The sequence below is a fragment of the Alkalicoccus chagannorensis DSM 18086 genome (genome assembly GCF_000429725.1).
In the GTDB taxonomy this organism is placed as follows: domain Bacteria; phylum Bacillota; class Bacilli; order Bacillales; family Salisediminibacteriaceae; genus Alkalicoccus; species Alkalicoccus chagannorensis.
This window is the reverse complement of sequence record NZ_AUCK01000005.1, coordinates 115,302-130,667: the sequence shown is the minus strand read 5'-3', so window position 1 is coordinate 130,667 and position 15,366 is coordinate 115,302. Positions and strand designations below refer to the sequence as shown.

At 54.9% G+C, this 15,366-nt stretch carries 10 protein-coding genes; 4 read left to right on the top strand and 6 right to left on the bottom strand.

The genetic code is table 11. The features are described from left to right. Window positions 1–103 precede the first annotated feature (103 nt). On the top strand, window positions 104–1,807 hold the full coding sequence (locus tag G477_RS0104220) for a hypothetical protein (RefSeq protein ID WP_026696884.1): 1,704 nt from the start codon (window positions 104–106) through the stop codon (window positions 1,805–1,807). A 252-nt stretch (window positions 1,808–2,059) separates the two neighbouring features. Here G477_RS0104220 and G477_RS18685 read toward each other — a convergent pair whose 3' ends face one another. Further along, entirely contained in the window at window positions 2,060–5,272 is a 3,213-nt protein-coding gene (locus G477_RS18685) for an SNF2 helicase associated domain-containing protein (RefSeq protein WP_170203830.1), read from the bottom strand. 179 nt (window positions 5,273–5,451) lie between these two features. Between G477_RS18685 and G477_RS0104210 the strand changes: the two genes are divergently transcribed. Beyond that, window positions 5,452–6,699 (top strand): TraB/GumN family protein, encoded by a 1,248-nt coding sequence (locus G477_RS0104210; RefSeq protein WP_026696883.1) that lies wholly within the window; start codon window positions 5,452–5,454, stop codon window positions 6,697–6,699. A 760-nt stretch (window positions 6,700–7,459) separates the two neighbouring features. Here the strand turns inward: G477_RS0104210 and G477_RS0104205 are convergent. Further along, entirely contained in the window at window positions 7,460–8,065 is a 606-nt protein-coding gene (locus tag G477_RS0104205) for a flavin reductase family protein (protein WP_026696882.1), read from the bottom strand. Between the two features lie 3 nt (window positions 8,066–8,068). Further along, complete coding sequence (locus G477_RS0104200) at window positions 8,069–8,680, bottom strand: alpha/beta hydrolase (protein ID WP_026696881.1); 612 nt, start codon at window positions 8,678–8,680, stop codon at window positions 8,069–8,071. Window positions 8,681–8,858: 178 nt separating this feature from the next. Between G477_RS0104200 and G477_RS0104195 the strand changes: the two genes are divergently transcribed. Both G477_RS0104195 and recQ read left to right on the top strand, forming a co-directional pair. After that, complete coding sequence (locus tag G477_RS0104195; RefSeq protein ID WP_026696880.1) at window positions 8,859–10,160, top strand: acetamidase/formamidase family protein; 1,302 nt, start codon at window positions 8,859–8,861, stop codon at window positions 10,158–10,160. Between the two features lie 90 nt (window positions 10,161–10,250). Then, complete coding sequence (gene recQ, locus G477_RS18680; RefSeq protein ID WP_035211156.1) at window positions 10,251–12,338, top strand: DNA helicase RecQ; 2,088 nt, start codon at window positions 10,251–10,253, stop codon at window positions 12,336–12,338. Between the two features lie 674 nt (window positions 12,339–13,012). On the opposite strand, the gene thiE is transcribed toward recQ, so the two are convergent. The 3 genes from thiE to thiM are packed head-to-tail and all read right to left on the bottom strand — an operon-like array spanning window position 13,013 to window position 15,302. Then, window positions 13,013–13,672 (bottom strand): thiamine phosphate synthase, encoded by a 660-nt coding sequence (thiE, locus tag G477_RS0104185; RefSeq protein ID WP_026696879.1) that lies wholly within the window; start codon window positions 13,670–13,672, stop codon window positions 13,013–13,015. Beyond that, a complete protein-coding gene (thiD, locus tag G477_RS18675) occupies window positions 13,669–14,499 on the bottom strand; it encodes a bifunctional hydroxymethylpyrimidine kinase/phosphomethylpyrimidine kinase (RefSeq protein ID WP_035211153.1) in 831 nt (276 codons plus the stop codon). Before thiD ends, thiE begins: the two co-directional genes overlap by 4 nt. Further along, complete coding sequence (gene thiM, locus G477_RS0104175; protein WP_026696878.1) at window positions 14,496–15,302, bottom strand: hydroxyethylthiazole kinase; 807 nt, start codon at window positions 15,300–15,302, stop codon at window positions 14,496–14,498. The genes thiD and thiM overlap by 4 nt, the downstream gene beginning before the upstream one ends. Between the last annotated feature and the right edge of the window lie 64 nt (window positions 15,303–15,366).

The following is a 15,366-nucleotide window of genomic DNA, read 5'->3' as shown; positions in this document are numbered from 1 at the left end:
CTAGTGTGCTTATCTTATCCATTGTATCAAAAATGGCCGGAAGTGAAACGGATTGCTGCATAGAAACGTAGAAAAAGCGACGTTCAAAAAGGGGGAGCAACTCATGATTCAAATGCTGATTGCTGTATTGATTACAGCATTATTTTTTCTGCCGCTTCATCCGGTCTGGTGGAAGCGCCGGGAATTCCGGATATGGATTCCGATCCGGGCTGTCGGCGGTATAGGGTACGGTATCTTCTTGTTCTATGCCGGTCTGCTGGACCAGAGTGTGACGCTGTTTATCTCTGCGTGTCTGCCGATTGTCGCCATCTGGCTCATCATCGATAACACGGTAGTCTACATGCTTGTCCGCTCGTTCCGCAAAAAACAGGCGTTGGTGGGGGCCTCGATCGGGGTCGTCCTGCTCACTGCATTCCTGCTGTTTGTTTTCACCCAGCCCCTGTTCATTGCGGACAACCGTTACGACATGGCCGACGGAGTCGAGGTGGACGAAGATGATCTCGATCCGGTGAACGAAGAAAGCATTCCGATCGTCCCCCGGGACTATGCGGAATACCGAGCTGATGTCATGATGGGACAGCTGGATAATCCAGCCTTTTACACGCTTGGCAATGCCCGCATCCAGCGGGTGGATGAGGAGCTGTACTGGATCGCGCCGATTGAGTACGATGACTTTTTCCGCTGGTTCCGGGCTGATTCTGTGCCCGGATACATCATGGTGAGTGCGGAGAACCACCGCGCAGAACCACAGCTGATCGAAACACCGATGAACTACGTGCCGTCAGCCTTCTTCCATGAGAATCTCGAGCGGCATGTCCGGATGGAATACCCGGATGTCGTCATGCTCGACACGACGTTTGAAGTGGATGAAGAAGGCAATCCTTACTACATCGTCAACTATGGCTCCTTCACCGAGTTCCGCCGGGTGGCTGATGTCGATGGCATCATTACCGTCGACCCTGCGACCGGGGAGACCTCCCAGTATGATGCAGACGAAGCGCCCGAGTGGGTGAACCGCGTGTATCCTCCTCACATTGCGCAGGAACGGAACGACTGGTTCGGTATATACAAACAAGGGATCATCAACCGGTTCTTCGGACGGGAAGGACTGACGCAGCCGACCGGCTGGGGCGCTGTGGACAGCGTTACGGGGGTTGTAGATGACAACCTGCAGCTGAATTGGTTCACCGACCATATGCGCCTGCAGAACGAGGGCGAAGAAGCTTCCAGATCGATGGTCGGGTTTACGATGTTTGATGCCCGGACCGGCGAACTCCGTTACTTCCGGGACGCCAGTGGCATGCTGAACGGGCGTACAGCAATGGATTTAGCGGAGCGGACATTCCGCCGCGATGACTACGTCGCAGGCACCCCGTCCCTCTATAGTATTTACGGCCAGTACACGTGGGTCGTGCCGCTCATGGACAGAAATTCTGTGCTGCGCGAGATCATGCTCGTTAACGCATCAGACGAAAATGTGTATGGCTATGGGGATACGAAGCAGGAAGCATTCAATGCCTACCAGCTGGAACTATCCTCTGAAGTAGATGGAGACGTGGTGCCGGGAGAATTCACCGATCTCGTTGAAGAAACCGTGACGGTGGAACGTGTCTACCATTGGGACCGGGAAGAGAGTGTGACGGTCCGTCTCTGGCTTGAAGGGGAAGAACGCATCTTCACGCTCGGCTCTTCCTCTCATCCGGAAGCTGTCTTTATCGAACCTGGAGATGACATTTCGATTTCCTATGTGGATAACAACGAGAGCGTACAGCCGATCGAAGAACTCGACTTCGACGTATCTCAGTAACGAACCATCCAGGCGCGGAACGCCATGCAGATCACATGCTCCCTTATGCTGGGAAAGACCAAAAGCGCGGAGCGCCTTTTGGTCGGCACGGCGTGCGGCGCATGTTTTGGAAGGGAAGAACCGGTTCCTCCCTTCCAACGCGCAAAGGTGTCTTCATCCTGCCTGGACCTCTTATCCGTTCCCACGAAAGAAAAAAAGCACCCCGTTTCCGCATGCTTCGACATGGGGAGACGGGGTGCTTTTTCTGCCACATCAGATCTGCAGCAGCTCGCGGATTTCTTCTTTCCCAATTGAGGTTAAGGACGTTTCTCCGGTCTGTACGACCCGGTCCATTAACTGCCTCTTCTGTTCCTGCATCGCGTGGATTTTTTCTTCGATGGTACCTGCTGTGATCATTTTGATTACCTGGACCATCCGCTTCTGACCGAATCGGTAGACGCGGTCGGCAGCCTGGTCTTCCACAGCCGGATTCCACCAGGAGTCGAACAGAATCACGGTATCTCCGCCTGTCAGGTTCAGGCCGGTTCCACCGGCTTTTAAGGAGACGAGAAACAAATCTTTCTCCCCGTTGTTGAACCGTTCCGCCATGGTGACACGCTCTTCTGATTTCGTACTGCCGTCGAGGTAAAAATAATCGTGCTCTTTCTGATCGAACCGGCTCCGGATGATCGAGAGCATGGACGTGAACTGACTGAAAACGACAATGCTTCTTCCCTGCTGCAGCGCTTCTTCCGTATACTCCATCAGCTGCTCCAGCTTATCTGATCCTCCTTTATACTCATTCATGAACATACCAGGGTGGCAGCAGATCTGACGCAGCCGGGTCAGTCCAGCCAGAATCTGCATCCGCTGTTCCTGCCATCGGTTCTCGGCAATCGCATTCGACGCCTCTGACTGAAGCAGCTGCAGCTGACCGAGGTACAGCGTTTTCTGTTCCTGTGTCATATCCGCATAGGCTACCGACTCCTGTTTTTCCGGAAGCTCTTTGAGCACATCCTGCTTCCGGCGCCGGAGGACGAACGGACGGATGCGGCTGGTAATCTGCTCTTCCGTCATCCGATTGAATCCTTCCTTGGATCGGAAAAATCCCGGCAGTGCAGCGCGGAAGATAGAGTAAAGCTCTTCCAGCGAGTTCTCGATCGGGGTGCCGCTCAGGGCGAAGCACGTCCCGCAGTTGATGCTGCGGACAGCCCGGCTCGTTTTCGTCTGGACGTTTTTAATGTTCTGCGCTTCGTCAAGAATCAGCGTAGAAAACCGGTGCTCTTCATACAAGTCTTCGTCCCGTCTGAGCGCGGGATACGACGTGATCAGCACGTCTTTCTCGGAAGCAGCTGCCACCGCAGCGCGGCGTTCCTGCCTCGTTCCGCTGACCATCCCCGCCTTGAGGTGGGGCGCGAACCGCTCCAGTTCTTTTTTCCAATTGTAAACAACGCTGGCAGGGCAGATGATGAGCAGTGGTTCTGGGAGCACCCCTCGCTCTTTTTTCCCGAGCGCAAACGCGATGGTCTGCAGCGTTTTCCCCAGCCCCATATCATCAGCAAGAATGCCGCCGAACCCGTAATAATCCAGGCTCGTCATCCATTGATAGCCACGTTTCTGGTAATCCCGCATGTCGGCATCCACCGCGGGCAGCGGGAAATCATGCTCTTCAGGTTCCAACAGGCGCTGGAACAGCTGCTTGACGCCGGCGGAGCGGCGCATTTCCACCGAGCTCATCGCCTCCAGTTCAAAGGCCTGGTAGAGCGGCAGCTGCACGTTCCCGTCCAGATCCTGCTCCCGGAGCCCCGTTTGTTCCAGAAACGACTTTGCTCCCTGCAGATGCTCATGTTCGAGCGGGACGTAGGCTCCGTTTTCCAGTTGAAAGAACGACTCACGGCGCTGCAGTGCCTGCATCATGGCAGCCACATCTTCCTCCGCGATCCCCTCCAGCTCAAAGGACACATCCAGCCAGCCGGAGCCGGAGGTGTCTGTATCCAACGTGATCGGTGCAGCGGGCTCGTGGATCATTTCCTGCAGATGTTTCGGCGCATACACTTCAAACAGCTCAGACAGCCTCGGCATCCAGGCAGAGAGAAAATACAGTACGGACGCCCGGCCGGAGACGTAAATGGACGACCCATTCAGCTTCACCGGTGTGTCTTCAATAACGGACATGAGCCTGTATTCCTGCTTCAAATCCCGGACGAGTACGGTATCTCTGCTTTCTTTTTCCTCCGTGAACGGGCGGAAGACCACCGCGCCGTAATGAAACTGAATGTCGAGTGTCAGCTTCCACTGCCCTTCTTCCTCAATATACAGTTTCGGCACGAGGGGCGGGGCCTGCACAGACTGCTCCAGTGATTCGACGAGGTCGACGCGTCCGATCTCCCGCAGCTGAGGCAGCAGCACGCTCGCCAGGGATTCCAGATAGGCGGCGGTGAATACGAGCTTCTCCCTTCCTTCCATGCTGAATAGATAGTACAAATGCTCTATGATGCGCTGTTTATCCTTGTCCATCGAATAGAACGTGCCTCCGGCGTAACAGAGCGGCATCCGACGGCCGAAATACAGGCACTCATCTGCTTCCTGCCAGTGCAGATGCATGTTTTCGCCTTCTTCTTCCACTCGAAAAGAAAACGGACGTTCCATTTCTTCAAGAACGAGCCGTCGTGTTTCATCGTAGATCACGACTGCATCGCGGCGGCTCATTTTCTCTAAAAAAGACTTGGCATACTGCGGTGGAAGCGTGAACGAACGCGACGACGGGGCTTTGAAATACGTCCTCCCCATGTCCTGCACGGCCAGGAGTTCATACATCCAGTCCAGAATCTCCCTGTCTTCTTCTGCAAAGGTATGCTCCTCCGGATAGTAAGAAAACCGGTCCGTAAACAGCATGGCCTGCTGGCTGCTGTAGGATTCGAGAAAATCCCGAATCTCTTTCACGACATACAGCCGTCCCGGTCCAATTTTCAGCTCCACTTCCAGCGCGCCCGATGTTTCCGAATCGTAAGCAGGCCAAAGTTTGATCTGGTACTGGACCTGCAGTTCTTCGCGGTTCGATGCGGGCGCTCCCTCTTCCTCTTCCAGAAAGAGCGAGTGAAAACGATGCAGCGCTTCTTCAAGCCTTCTTTCCTCACGCGGGCTCAGGGAAGACAGCGCTTCCTTCGACGCAAATCCTTTTTCGATCAGCCAAGGTACGACATCCGCTTCATGCAGCGCCAGGAGTGCAGCATAGATGTGCACGCACCGGTCCGAGCCGCAGGTACATGCGGTAGACGTGATGGTGAGGTCCTGCATGACTTCGATTTCTGCTTTATATTCCTGCTGATAGCGGTAGACATGAACGACAAAAGTATGCCGCTCCGGATTCCATAGAAGCTCTTTCACACTGCCATTCCGATGAAAGGACTTGGCAATCGTCAGCAGCTCCGGTGTACTTACGCTGCCAAGCAGCTCTTCTTCTGACAGCGCATTTAATTTTAACAAGTAAACCCCGCCTTCCTGCATTCACGCAGCTCTCACTGCTTTTTTGACTATCTTCCATCATATCAAATTCTGACTCCCAGCACGAAGGCTTTGTATGATACAATACAATTGCATTTCAATGACGTACGCTGTCATTCGATTCGCGATCATCATTGAGCATAGAAGGGACACTATACTCCATGAAAAAATCAATCTTATATCTCACTCCAATTTTACTTCTCGGGGCATGCCAGCAGGAAGAACTTTCTTTCGCAGATGACGCCCTGGAGCGGGCGGTACTGGAACAGTCTGGTGCCTCATCCCTTCAGGAAGTGGACCCTGAAGACATTACTGCACTCTCTTCCGACGAAGAGATCGTTTCGTTGAGCGGCATTGATCAACTCACCAACCTGGAGGAGCTGGACCTGCCCGAAGCGACGCCGACGGAAATCCGCGACCTGCTGACGGTGGAATCGCTGGAGTCGGCCGATCTCGGCATCATTCTCCTTGATCCTACTTACGAAGAAAGTCTTGTTCAACCGATGCTGGAGCTGGAGTCTTCCGACGTGGAAGTCTATGCTCAGACCATGCTCCCGGAGGTCAATCCGAACGGGGCGTCGAACGGACTTCTCTACGAAATAAGCAGTGAAGCTAACACGGTGTACCTGTACGGTTCCGTCCATGTCGGCGAACCGGACATGTATCCGCTCCGCGATGAGGTGATGGAGGCGTATGAACGCTCTGATGAAGCTGCGTTTGAAGTCAACATCAATGATCCTCAGGTGCAGCAGGACATGAACGAAGAGCTCATGTCCGCCATGGCCGGCGGGGGCCGGGAATTGGCGGACGAAATGCACGAAGACGCGTATGAAACGCTGGTGGACGAACTCGAAACGTTCGGCATACAAGAACCAATGATGGCCCAGGCGGAGCCGTGGGCGCTCAGCCTGTTTACAGGTGATATTGCGTTGATGCGTTCCAGCTTTGAAGCTGCCTATGGCATTGACCCTTACTTCCTCGATCTCGCGGAAGAAGACGGTCTGCCGGTACGCTCCCTCGAAAATCTGGAGGATCAGCTGGAAGCCATGCAGAACACCAGCTATGAAGAACAGGTGGCTGCGCTGGAAGACGAAATCGCTTCGCTCGACCGGGCTGACGAACAAATGCGTGCGCTCGTCGGGATATGGCGCGAAGGAGATCAGGAGTTGTTTTCCTTTCTCCGGTCCGTCGACACCGCCCACGACACGCTCGGCCTGGATCAGCGGGATGAGCAGATGAGCGAGCAGCTTGCTTCTTTTCTTGAAGAAGAAGAAGGCACTCTTTTTGCTGTCGTCGGCGCCCTGCATACCGCAGGCGAAGGCAGCATCCCGCAGTTGATGGAAGAAGCAGGCTACGATGTCCAATTTCACCCGCCCGCTTCCGAAGAAGAAAACAATAATGACGAATAAGCTGGACGCCGGGTTATCAACAACAGCCCGGAGCGCCTTTTCACGCAGACAGCCGCACCGGAATGATCCGGCGCGGCTGTTTTTTTAGTTCTATAGTAAATGTTGGGGTAGAGGTTGATTTCTGTTGCATCTTTTCTGCCGTTTCAGGCGGACGCTGGCCAAGGGGCGCTGCCCTCCACTTTCCTCGCGCTGCGAGGAGGATGTTCGGACGGCGCTTGATCCCTCTGGCGTCGCCGCCCTTCCCCACTGAAAAGTTTCGTTTTGTTTTCTTTTTGGCTACCTTGAAAAAAGAACATAGGAGTCTATGTTCATCTATCATGGTGCAGCGAGGCTGCATGAGTGGCTCTGTTCATGTTCCTTGTTGATACAAGAGTCCTTCCCTTCAACTCCGCATGCCTGTCGTGGACGAGTTCCTCCGCTTCGTTCTTGCTTTGCAAAAGAAAAGACAGAGATGGTCTCTTTCTCCCCTTTTTTATCAAAAAAGCGTAGGCAAGGCGATGTTTCGAGACGCCTGCGGAAAAAGAAAGCGTGACGATCATCCCGGACGAAAGGAAGGGACAGCGGAAGGATTTCTCCGCGTCAAGCGAAGAAAAAGGAGCCGAGGGCGTCCTTTGAAAAATGTCTGAGCACTCTGAGCCTGTTCAACATGGGAATGAGAACCTTTTTTTCTCATGCAGCATGTATTCGGTGTGACGGGAGGTCTCCGGCGGCAGCGCCGGACCTGACTTCTCTATTGCATCAGCGGTTGCTGCGCTTCGTGTCAGTCCGGCCGTTCGAGTTCGAACACATGGCCGAGCCGGGCATATTCCTTTCCTCCCAGCCGCGCAACTGGCTTCATCTTATCGGTCCGCACGCTGCCATCTTTGATTAGTTTATCTTCGATGTCGTAGTGACGGATCCGGCCGATGATCAGGTCGACCACGCTGTTTTCATCGCCGATCACGAGATGCTGCTCCAGCACACATTCCATTCTGACCGTCGACTCTTTGATCGAAGGCACCCCGGTCTGATGGCTGACAGTCGGTGTGAGGGAGGCAAATGCGGCTTCGCTTTCGTCCGGGGAGAGAGAAGCCGCTGTTTTGTTCACTTTTTTTACGTTGTCCTCATCCGTCACGTGGACGACGAACTCTTTTTTCTGAAGAATATTCCGGGCTGTATCTTTCTGCTGGCCCTTTTTCCTGCCGATGGATATGGACAGAAGCGGCGGCTCTGCCGACACAATATTGAAGTAGCTGAACGGCGCGGCGTTCAGCACTCCATCTTCGGACATCGTACTGACAAACGCAATCGGCCGCGGCGCTACAATGGACGTGAGCAGGCGGTGCTGCTCTTGTTTGGAAAGTCCTTCCGAAGAGAAAGCAGCCATCGGTTATTCTCCTTTCTGTTTATCGTAGAAGGTCCGCGCTGCATCGACTTCGTCCCTCGTCAGCTGGTGTCCCATCTGAGCCCAGTAGAGCTCTGTAGAGGCGCCGGATTCACGCAGGTGCCGTTCCAGCTCCTCTGTTTCTTCCGGCGGACAGATCGGATCATTCGAGCCGGCGCCGATGAATACAGGAATGCCGGTCATATCCGGGCGTTCGATGTCTCTTCTCGGTACCATTGGATGAAACAAATAGGCCTGATCAAGCGGTTGATCATAGTGATACAGCAGACTTGCTGCAATGTTTGCTCCGTTGGAATAACCGACAGCGGTTACCCGGCTGCGGTCAAATCCTTTTTCTTCCGCTGTCTGATCGACAAACTGTTTCAGTTCTTCTGTGCGGAAAATCAAATCCTCTTCGTCAAATACGCCTTCCCGCAGACGCCGGAAGAACCGGTTCATGCCGTTTTCGTCCACGTTCCCTCTTACACCTAAAATACCGGCGTCCGGGTCGATCATCTCGGCGAGCGGCAGGAGATCTTCTTCATTTCCGCCGGTGCCGTGCAGCAGCAATAGTGTTTTCGTACTGCCGTTTTTGGGAGGATGGTATACATGCTTCATTCAAATCCACTCCTATACTATTAAAAAGTAAGTAACCATGACTATATCCCATTATGTTCCCTTTTTTCAACGAATTCAATCATATATCCCTGACAGCACCAAACACTTGCATCCGTGCTCCTGATTGATTACGATATGCTGTAAGCGCATTCAATCTTCAGCCAAGGAGGCAGATACGATGAATAAAGCAAGAGAATCCATTCTTGTAAATGAGTTTGTGGACGGGCTGCTCGATCCCGATAAAGAGATGCTCGGTCCGGTGAAAAGCGGTGGGCATATCATTGCCAATACATCGCCGGGATGCTGGGGACCGATGATCACGCCGAAGCTGCGCGGCGGTCATGAAGTGACCAAGCCGGTCTTTGTCGAGGGAGCCGACGTCGGCGATACCATTGCAGTAACGATCAAATCAATCCGAGTCACCTCCATGGCAACTGCTTCCGGAAATGATGCACCGGTGGACGGCCGATTCGTCGGCGATCCTTTCGTCGCGGTAAAGTGTCCGGAATGCGGCACGATGCATCCGGATACGGTCATCAAAGGAACAGGTCAGACGGCCATCCGCTGTGCATCCTGCGGAGCGGACGTCACACCGTTTCAGTTCACACATGCCTATACGATGGCTTTCGATGCAGACAAACAAGTCGGCATTACGCTCGATAAGCAGGGAGCCGATCAAACAGCTTCCAATGGACACCATTTTATGGCGACACCAGAGAACTCGATCCAAAACCCGATTGTCACGTTTGCGCCGCACGACATGCCGGGTGTGATCGCCAGAGTCCGGCCTTTTCTTGGACAGCTCGGCACCACGCCATCGCGGGTGATCCCCGATTCGCACAACGCGGGGGACTTCGGCTCTTTTCTCATTGATGCCCCGCACGAGTATACCTTAACGAAAGAAGAGCTGGAAGACCGTACGGACGGACATATGGACATCAACCGCGCACGGGAAGGGGCTGTGGTGTTCTGTCCAGTGAAAGTTCCCGGAGGCGGTGTCTACCTCGGAGATATGCATGCCATGCAGGGGGACGGTGAAATCGCCGGCCATACGACCGATGTTTCCGGTATCGTAACACTCCAGGTCGACGTAATTAAAAATACGACCATAGAAGGACCGATCCTGCTTCCGGTAAAAGAGGACCTCCCTCACCTTGCTGTTCCGCCGTCTGAAAACGAGCGTAAACAAGCAGAAGCGCTCGCCGCTTCCTGGGGGCAGCAGGCGCAGCTGGAAGAAGCACTTCCACTGCAGTTTGTCGGAACGGGGCCAGACTTGAATGAAGCCACGACGAACGGCATGCAGCGTGCTGCCAATCTGCTCGGAATCACCGTTCCGGAAGTCATGAACCGGGCCACGGTAACCGGCTCTATTGAAATCGGCCGTCACCCCGGTGTCGTGACCGTCACGTTCCTCGTTCCCGTATCGTGGCTGGAGACATTATCTTTCAACACGTACGCAGAACGACAGTACGGCGGATGACTCATTGCAGATGAACCGTCTTCTCCTGTAGAATGAATACAGACATGCGGCTGAACCCGCACACGGATGAACAGGAAAGACGGTGGAATTATGATGCACGAAGCAGCTCAAAAACTGAAGGAACACTTCGGCTATGAATCCTTCCGGGATGGCCAGGAGGCTCTCCTCGATCGGGTGTTCCACAATACGAATACGATGGGCATCATGCCTACCGGCGGCGGGAAATCGATCACGTATCAGATCCCGTCGCTTCTTCTGCCCGGAATCACGCTTGTGATTTCTCCGCTGATTTCGCTGATGAAAGATCAGGTCGATGAACTGAAAGAAGCGGGAATCCATGCTACGTTCATCAACTCGAGCCTGAGCGCTGCCGAAACCCAGTCCCGTCTGGAGTCCGTCCGGATCGGTGTATACAAGCTCGTTTTCGTTGCTCCGGAACGGCTGGAAGCCCCGTCGTTTCTACGAATGCTCAAGCAGTGCCCGGTCTCTCTCCTTGCAGTCGATGAAGCACACTGTCTGTCGCAGTGGGGACACGACTTCCGTCCGAGCTACCGCCGGATCCCCGGTCTGATTGAAGAGCTCCCGTCTGATCCAGTCGTGCTCGCACTGACTGCGACGGCAACGCCCACAGTCACCGAAGATATCTGCGCCTCCCTCGGCATTGCAGAGAAGCACGTCGTCAAAACCGGCTTTGCACGGGACAATCTGTCCTTCTTCGTGGAAAAAGGGGTCGACCGCGACCGCTATTTGATCGACTACATCTCCCGCGATCCTGCCTCTTCCGGCATTATTTACTGCGCCACCCGAAAAGAAGTCGAGCGCGTGTATGCGATGCTCCTGAAGAAAGGCATCTCTATCGGCCGCTACCACGGAGGCATGGAGCCGGAAGAACGCCGGGCTGCCCAGGAGGCCTTCGTGTATGAAGAGACGAACATCATTGTCGCAACGAATGCGTTCGGCATGGGGATCAACAAGTCGAACGTACGCTTCATTCTGCACCAGAACATGCCGCGTACCGTGGAGAGCTACTATCAGGAAGCGGGTCGTGCCGGCAGGGACGGCGGGCCGAGTGACTGCATCCTGTTGTTCTCCCCTCAGGACGTGCAGATCCAGCAGTTTCTGATTGAGCAGTCACAGATGAGCGAAGAGCGCAAGCAGCAGGAATTCACAAAGCTGCAGCAGATGGTCCACTACTGCCACACAGAGGCCTGCCTGCAGCAGTATATGATTCATTATTTCGGAGATATCAGCACAGAGGTGTGCGGCCGGTGCTCTACCTGCCTCGACGAACGGGAGACCGAGGACATTACCCGCGATGCTCAGATGGTATTCTCCTGCGTCCGCCGGATGGGCGAACGCTTCGGCCGGACGATGACGGCGCAAGTGTTGACCGGGTCAAAAAATCAAAAAATCCAGTCCTTCCGATTCGACCGGCTGACCACTTTCGGATTGATGAAGGACCGGACACAGAAAGAAGTATCGCAGCTGATTGATTATCTATCTGCTTCCGGCTACCTGCGTCTCACAGGCGGGGCCTATCCCCAGCTTGCGCTCGCAGAAGCTGCCCGGCCGGTGCTGCAGGGAGAAGAAAACGTCTCCCGCAAAAAAATACGCCAGCCTGTCCGCCGGACGGAAGAACATCCGCTGTTCAGTCTGCTGCGGGCGCTCCGGACGAGCCTGGCCAAAGATCACGGCACGGCTCCCTATATGATTTTCTCCGACCAGACGTTGCATGACATGTGCAGCCGGCTGCCCGAGACCGAAGCAGACATGCTGGAAGTAAAAGGGGTCGGACAGAATAAGTACGACTCCTACGGAAAAGACTTTTTGGACGTTATCCAAACGTATCAGCAGCAGCAGTCCAGCGAGAGCCGCCGCAGTTTTGAAGATACGGCGCTTCTTTACCAGACCGGCATGGCTTTCGACAGCATCTGTGAAGCACGGGGACTGAAGACGGCTACGGTCGAAAACCATCTGCTGGAAGCACTCGAGGCCGGCTGGGATCTCGATATGTACCGGCTCGTGGAGGAGGAAGATCTGGATGCTGTCGCAGAAGCGATCGACCGCGTCGGCACGGAAGACGGTCTCAAAGCAGTCAGAGATGCTGCCGGCGACGTCTCCTACTTTGCTGTGAAGCTGATGATCCATGATTTCATCCAGCCGCGCGCACGGCGGTAGCCGGCGCGTGCTTTTTCCCGACCCTCCCGTTCCGGCGAGGACAGGTTCGGCACGGGCTGTGTGAACGAGCGAATAGAGAAGGGCACGGACTTCCGCGCCACGAGTGGAAGTCGAAATGAGCAGGTTTTTCCTCCCGCCGGCAAACGGATGGATGGATGGAACGCTGCACGGGATGATTGTCGATCACCGACGCTGGTACTTCGATCGCTTCTCAAACCTTGGGTGAAGTATAGAGAAAGCACGCTTCGCTCAACTTGGACGAATGCTTGGACGTTTACGAGAGCGTCATGTTCTGCTGGCAGCAGGTATGCCCCCCTTTTGTTCAGAACGGCGTGTACCGCAGGTTCGTTGAGGGAAGCTGGGGTCTTCCTGCTCCCCGAGCAGCCGGCTGCGCCGTCACCCTGTATGTAAACATCTACATTCTTATGCTTCGAAAAAAACGCTTCCGGTCCATGTTTGGATCACCGGAAGCGTTTTTCTTTTAATCAGATTCTGTTTTCGCCGTATGTGGATACGAGAGGCTTTCGCCTTTCGCCAGCGGCGGGAAAAGGTGAACGTCTGCACGAAAAAGCTGGAGATGGACGGCCCATCAGCTTTCTGAGCTGCAGCGACGTATCTCTCTTACAAGAGATACGTCCTTCTCAGCCGGTTTTACCAGTCTCCTGTCCTACGATTCAGCTATCCATCTCTCTCCAGGCCCACGCGAACACAGCAGCTGCATCGAGCGGTTTCTCCTGCCGCGCCACGGCGGAGATCACGGAAAGGCCGTCTGCTCCAGCCTGGCGGAGGACCGCTGTATGCTCCGGCATGATACCGCCGATAGCGGTAATCGGAATCGTGATACCTGCCCTGCGCATCTCCGCAATCCGCTCAGGTCCCACCACTTCTTTGGCATCGTTTTTGGAACTCGTAGCATACATCGGACCGACGCCGAGATAGTCAGCGCCATCACGGACGGCCTTCTCGGCTTCTTCCACGGTATAGGCAGATACACCGAGAATTTTATCCTCTCCGAGATAGGCGCGTACTTGATCAGCCGGCGCATCGTCCTGGCCGATATGTACACCGTCCGCATCCACTTCTTCTGCCAGCTTGATGTCGTCATTTACGATAAAGGGAACTCCGCGGTCATGGCAGCGTGCTTTTAATTTGAGTGCCATGTCCACCCGCTCTTGATGCGTCAGCAGCACGCCGATCCCCTTTTCCCTGAACTGGAACATCGTTACGCCGCCGTCCAGTGCTTCGTCCAGAACCTTTGGGAGCGGTCGGCGCAGCGTATCCCGCGTGCCGGAGATAAAATACAGGCGCAGCTGTTCTTTATGAAACTTGATCATTCTCTCTCCACCTCCATTGTGACCGGAGGCGCTTCCGCCGTCCGGTGGGCTGCATGCCAGACAGGTCCGTCCCCGGATCCGATCGGAACCGCACCGTCGATTGCCTGGTGAATGAACTGCTTCGCACGATAGACGGCATCCCGCATCGACTTGCCCTGTGCAAGCCCTGCAGTAATGGCAGCCGCATACGTACAGCCGGTTCCGTGCGTGTGGGTCGTATCCAGCTTCGGGACGTGAAGGAAATGGAATTCCGCCCCGTCAAAGAGGATGTCCGTTAATGTCTCCGCTTCTGGATCATGGCCGCCTTTCAGCAGAACGGCTCCTGGCCCATAGGAGAGCAACTCTCTTGCCATGTCCTTTCTCGCCTGAAGCGAGCCGGCACTTCTCCCGGTAAGCCGTTCCGCCTCTGGAATATTCGGTGTGACGAGCGCAGCATGCGGAAACAAGGTTTCGACCAGCGTCTGCTCTGCTTTTTCCTTCAGCAGTGCGTGGCCGGAGGTAGCCACCATCACGGGATCCACCACTACTGGAAAGGACGCCTTTTTCACGAAGGAAGCGGTCACCTCAATCCAGTCCGTGTCAAAAAGCATCCCGGTCTTCGCGGCGTCTGTCCCTATATCGTCGAGTACCGCCTTCAGCTGCTGTTCCAGCATCTCCGCAGGTACTGGCGACACATCATGTACACCGAGCGTATTCTGAGCAGTGATGGCCGTAATTGCGGTCGTACCGAAGACCCCGTATTCCTGGAATGTTTTCAAATCTGCCTGAATCCCGGCCCCTCCGCCGCTGTCAGATCCGGCAATCGTCAACGCTTTATGGACGCTCATGACGTCGTTACCTCCTTCAGTTTCTCTTTTTGGGTAAGCTCGTCAGCAGCTAGCAGATCCAGCATATCGAGCAGATGGACCTGGAAGTGCCCAGGTCCGGCAAACGACGCCCGTTCCTCCGCCGCTTCCGCTGCAGCCGCATAAAACGAACAGGCCGCTGCAGCACTGGAAAGCGTATCCTCTCCGGAAGCCGTAAAAGCACCGATCAATGAGGTCAGCAGACAGCCTGCTCCGGTTATTTTCGTCTGCATGACTGATCCGCCTGTGCAGGCATATAGGGTCGATCCGTCCGTGATATAGTCTGTTTCCCCAGTTAATACGGTAACGGTCTCGAACTGTTCCGCTGCGCGGACGGCTGTCGCCGCCGCATCGGAGATGGTGCCGCTGTCGACGCCGTGTACTTCCACCTCTTCATCCACGAGACTCGCAATCTCGCCGGCGTTGCCTCGGAGACAGGCAATCGGCAGTTCTTGAAGCAGTTTTCGTGCAGTCTCTGTACGAAAGCTCGTAGCTCCTGCTCCAACAGGATCCAGGATGATCGGCGTTCCCGCCGCTGCCGCACTCCTGCCTGCGATCATCATCGCGTCGTTCGTCTGTCTGGTCAAGGTGCCGATATTGAGGACCAGTGCATCCGCTGCTGCAGCCATATCTGCAGCTTCTTCCTCTGCATACGCCATCACCGGCTTGGCTCCTGCTGCGTAGAGGCCATTTGCCGTAAAGTTGGTTACGACCACATTCGTGATGTTGTGCACGAGTGGAGCCTGTTCCCGCATACGTTCCCGGTGTGCTGCTGTATCAATCATCTTAAAACCTCCTCATGTGTATGTACCTCGGCATAGCTCGAGTGCTCCGCTTCCGCCTCGGTCT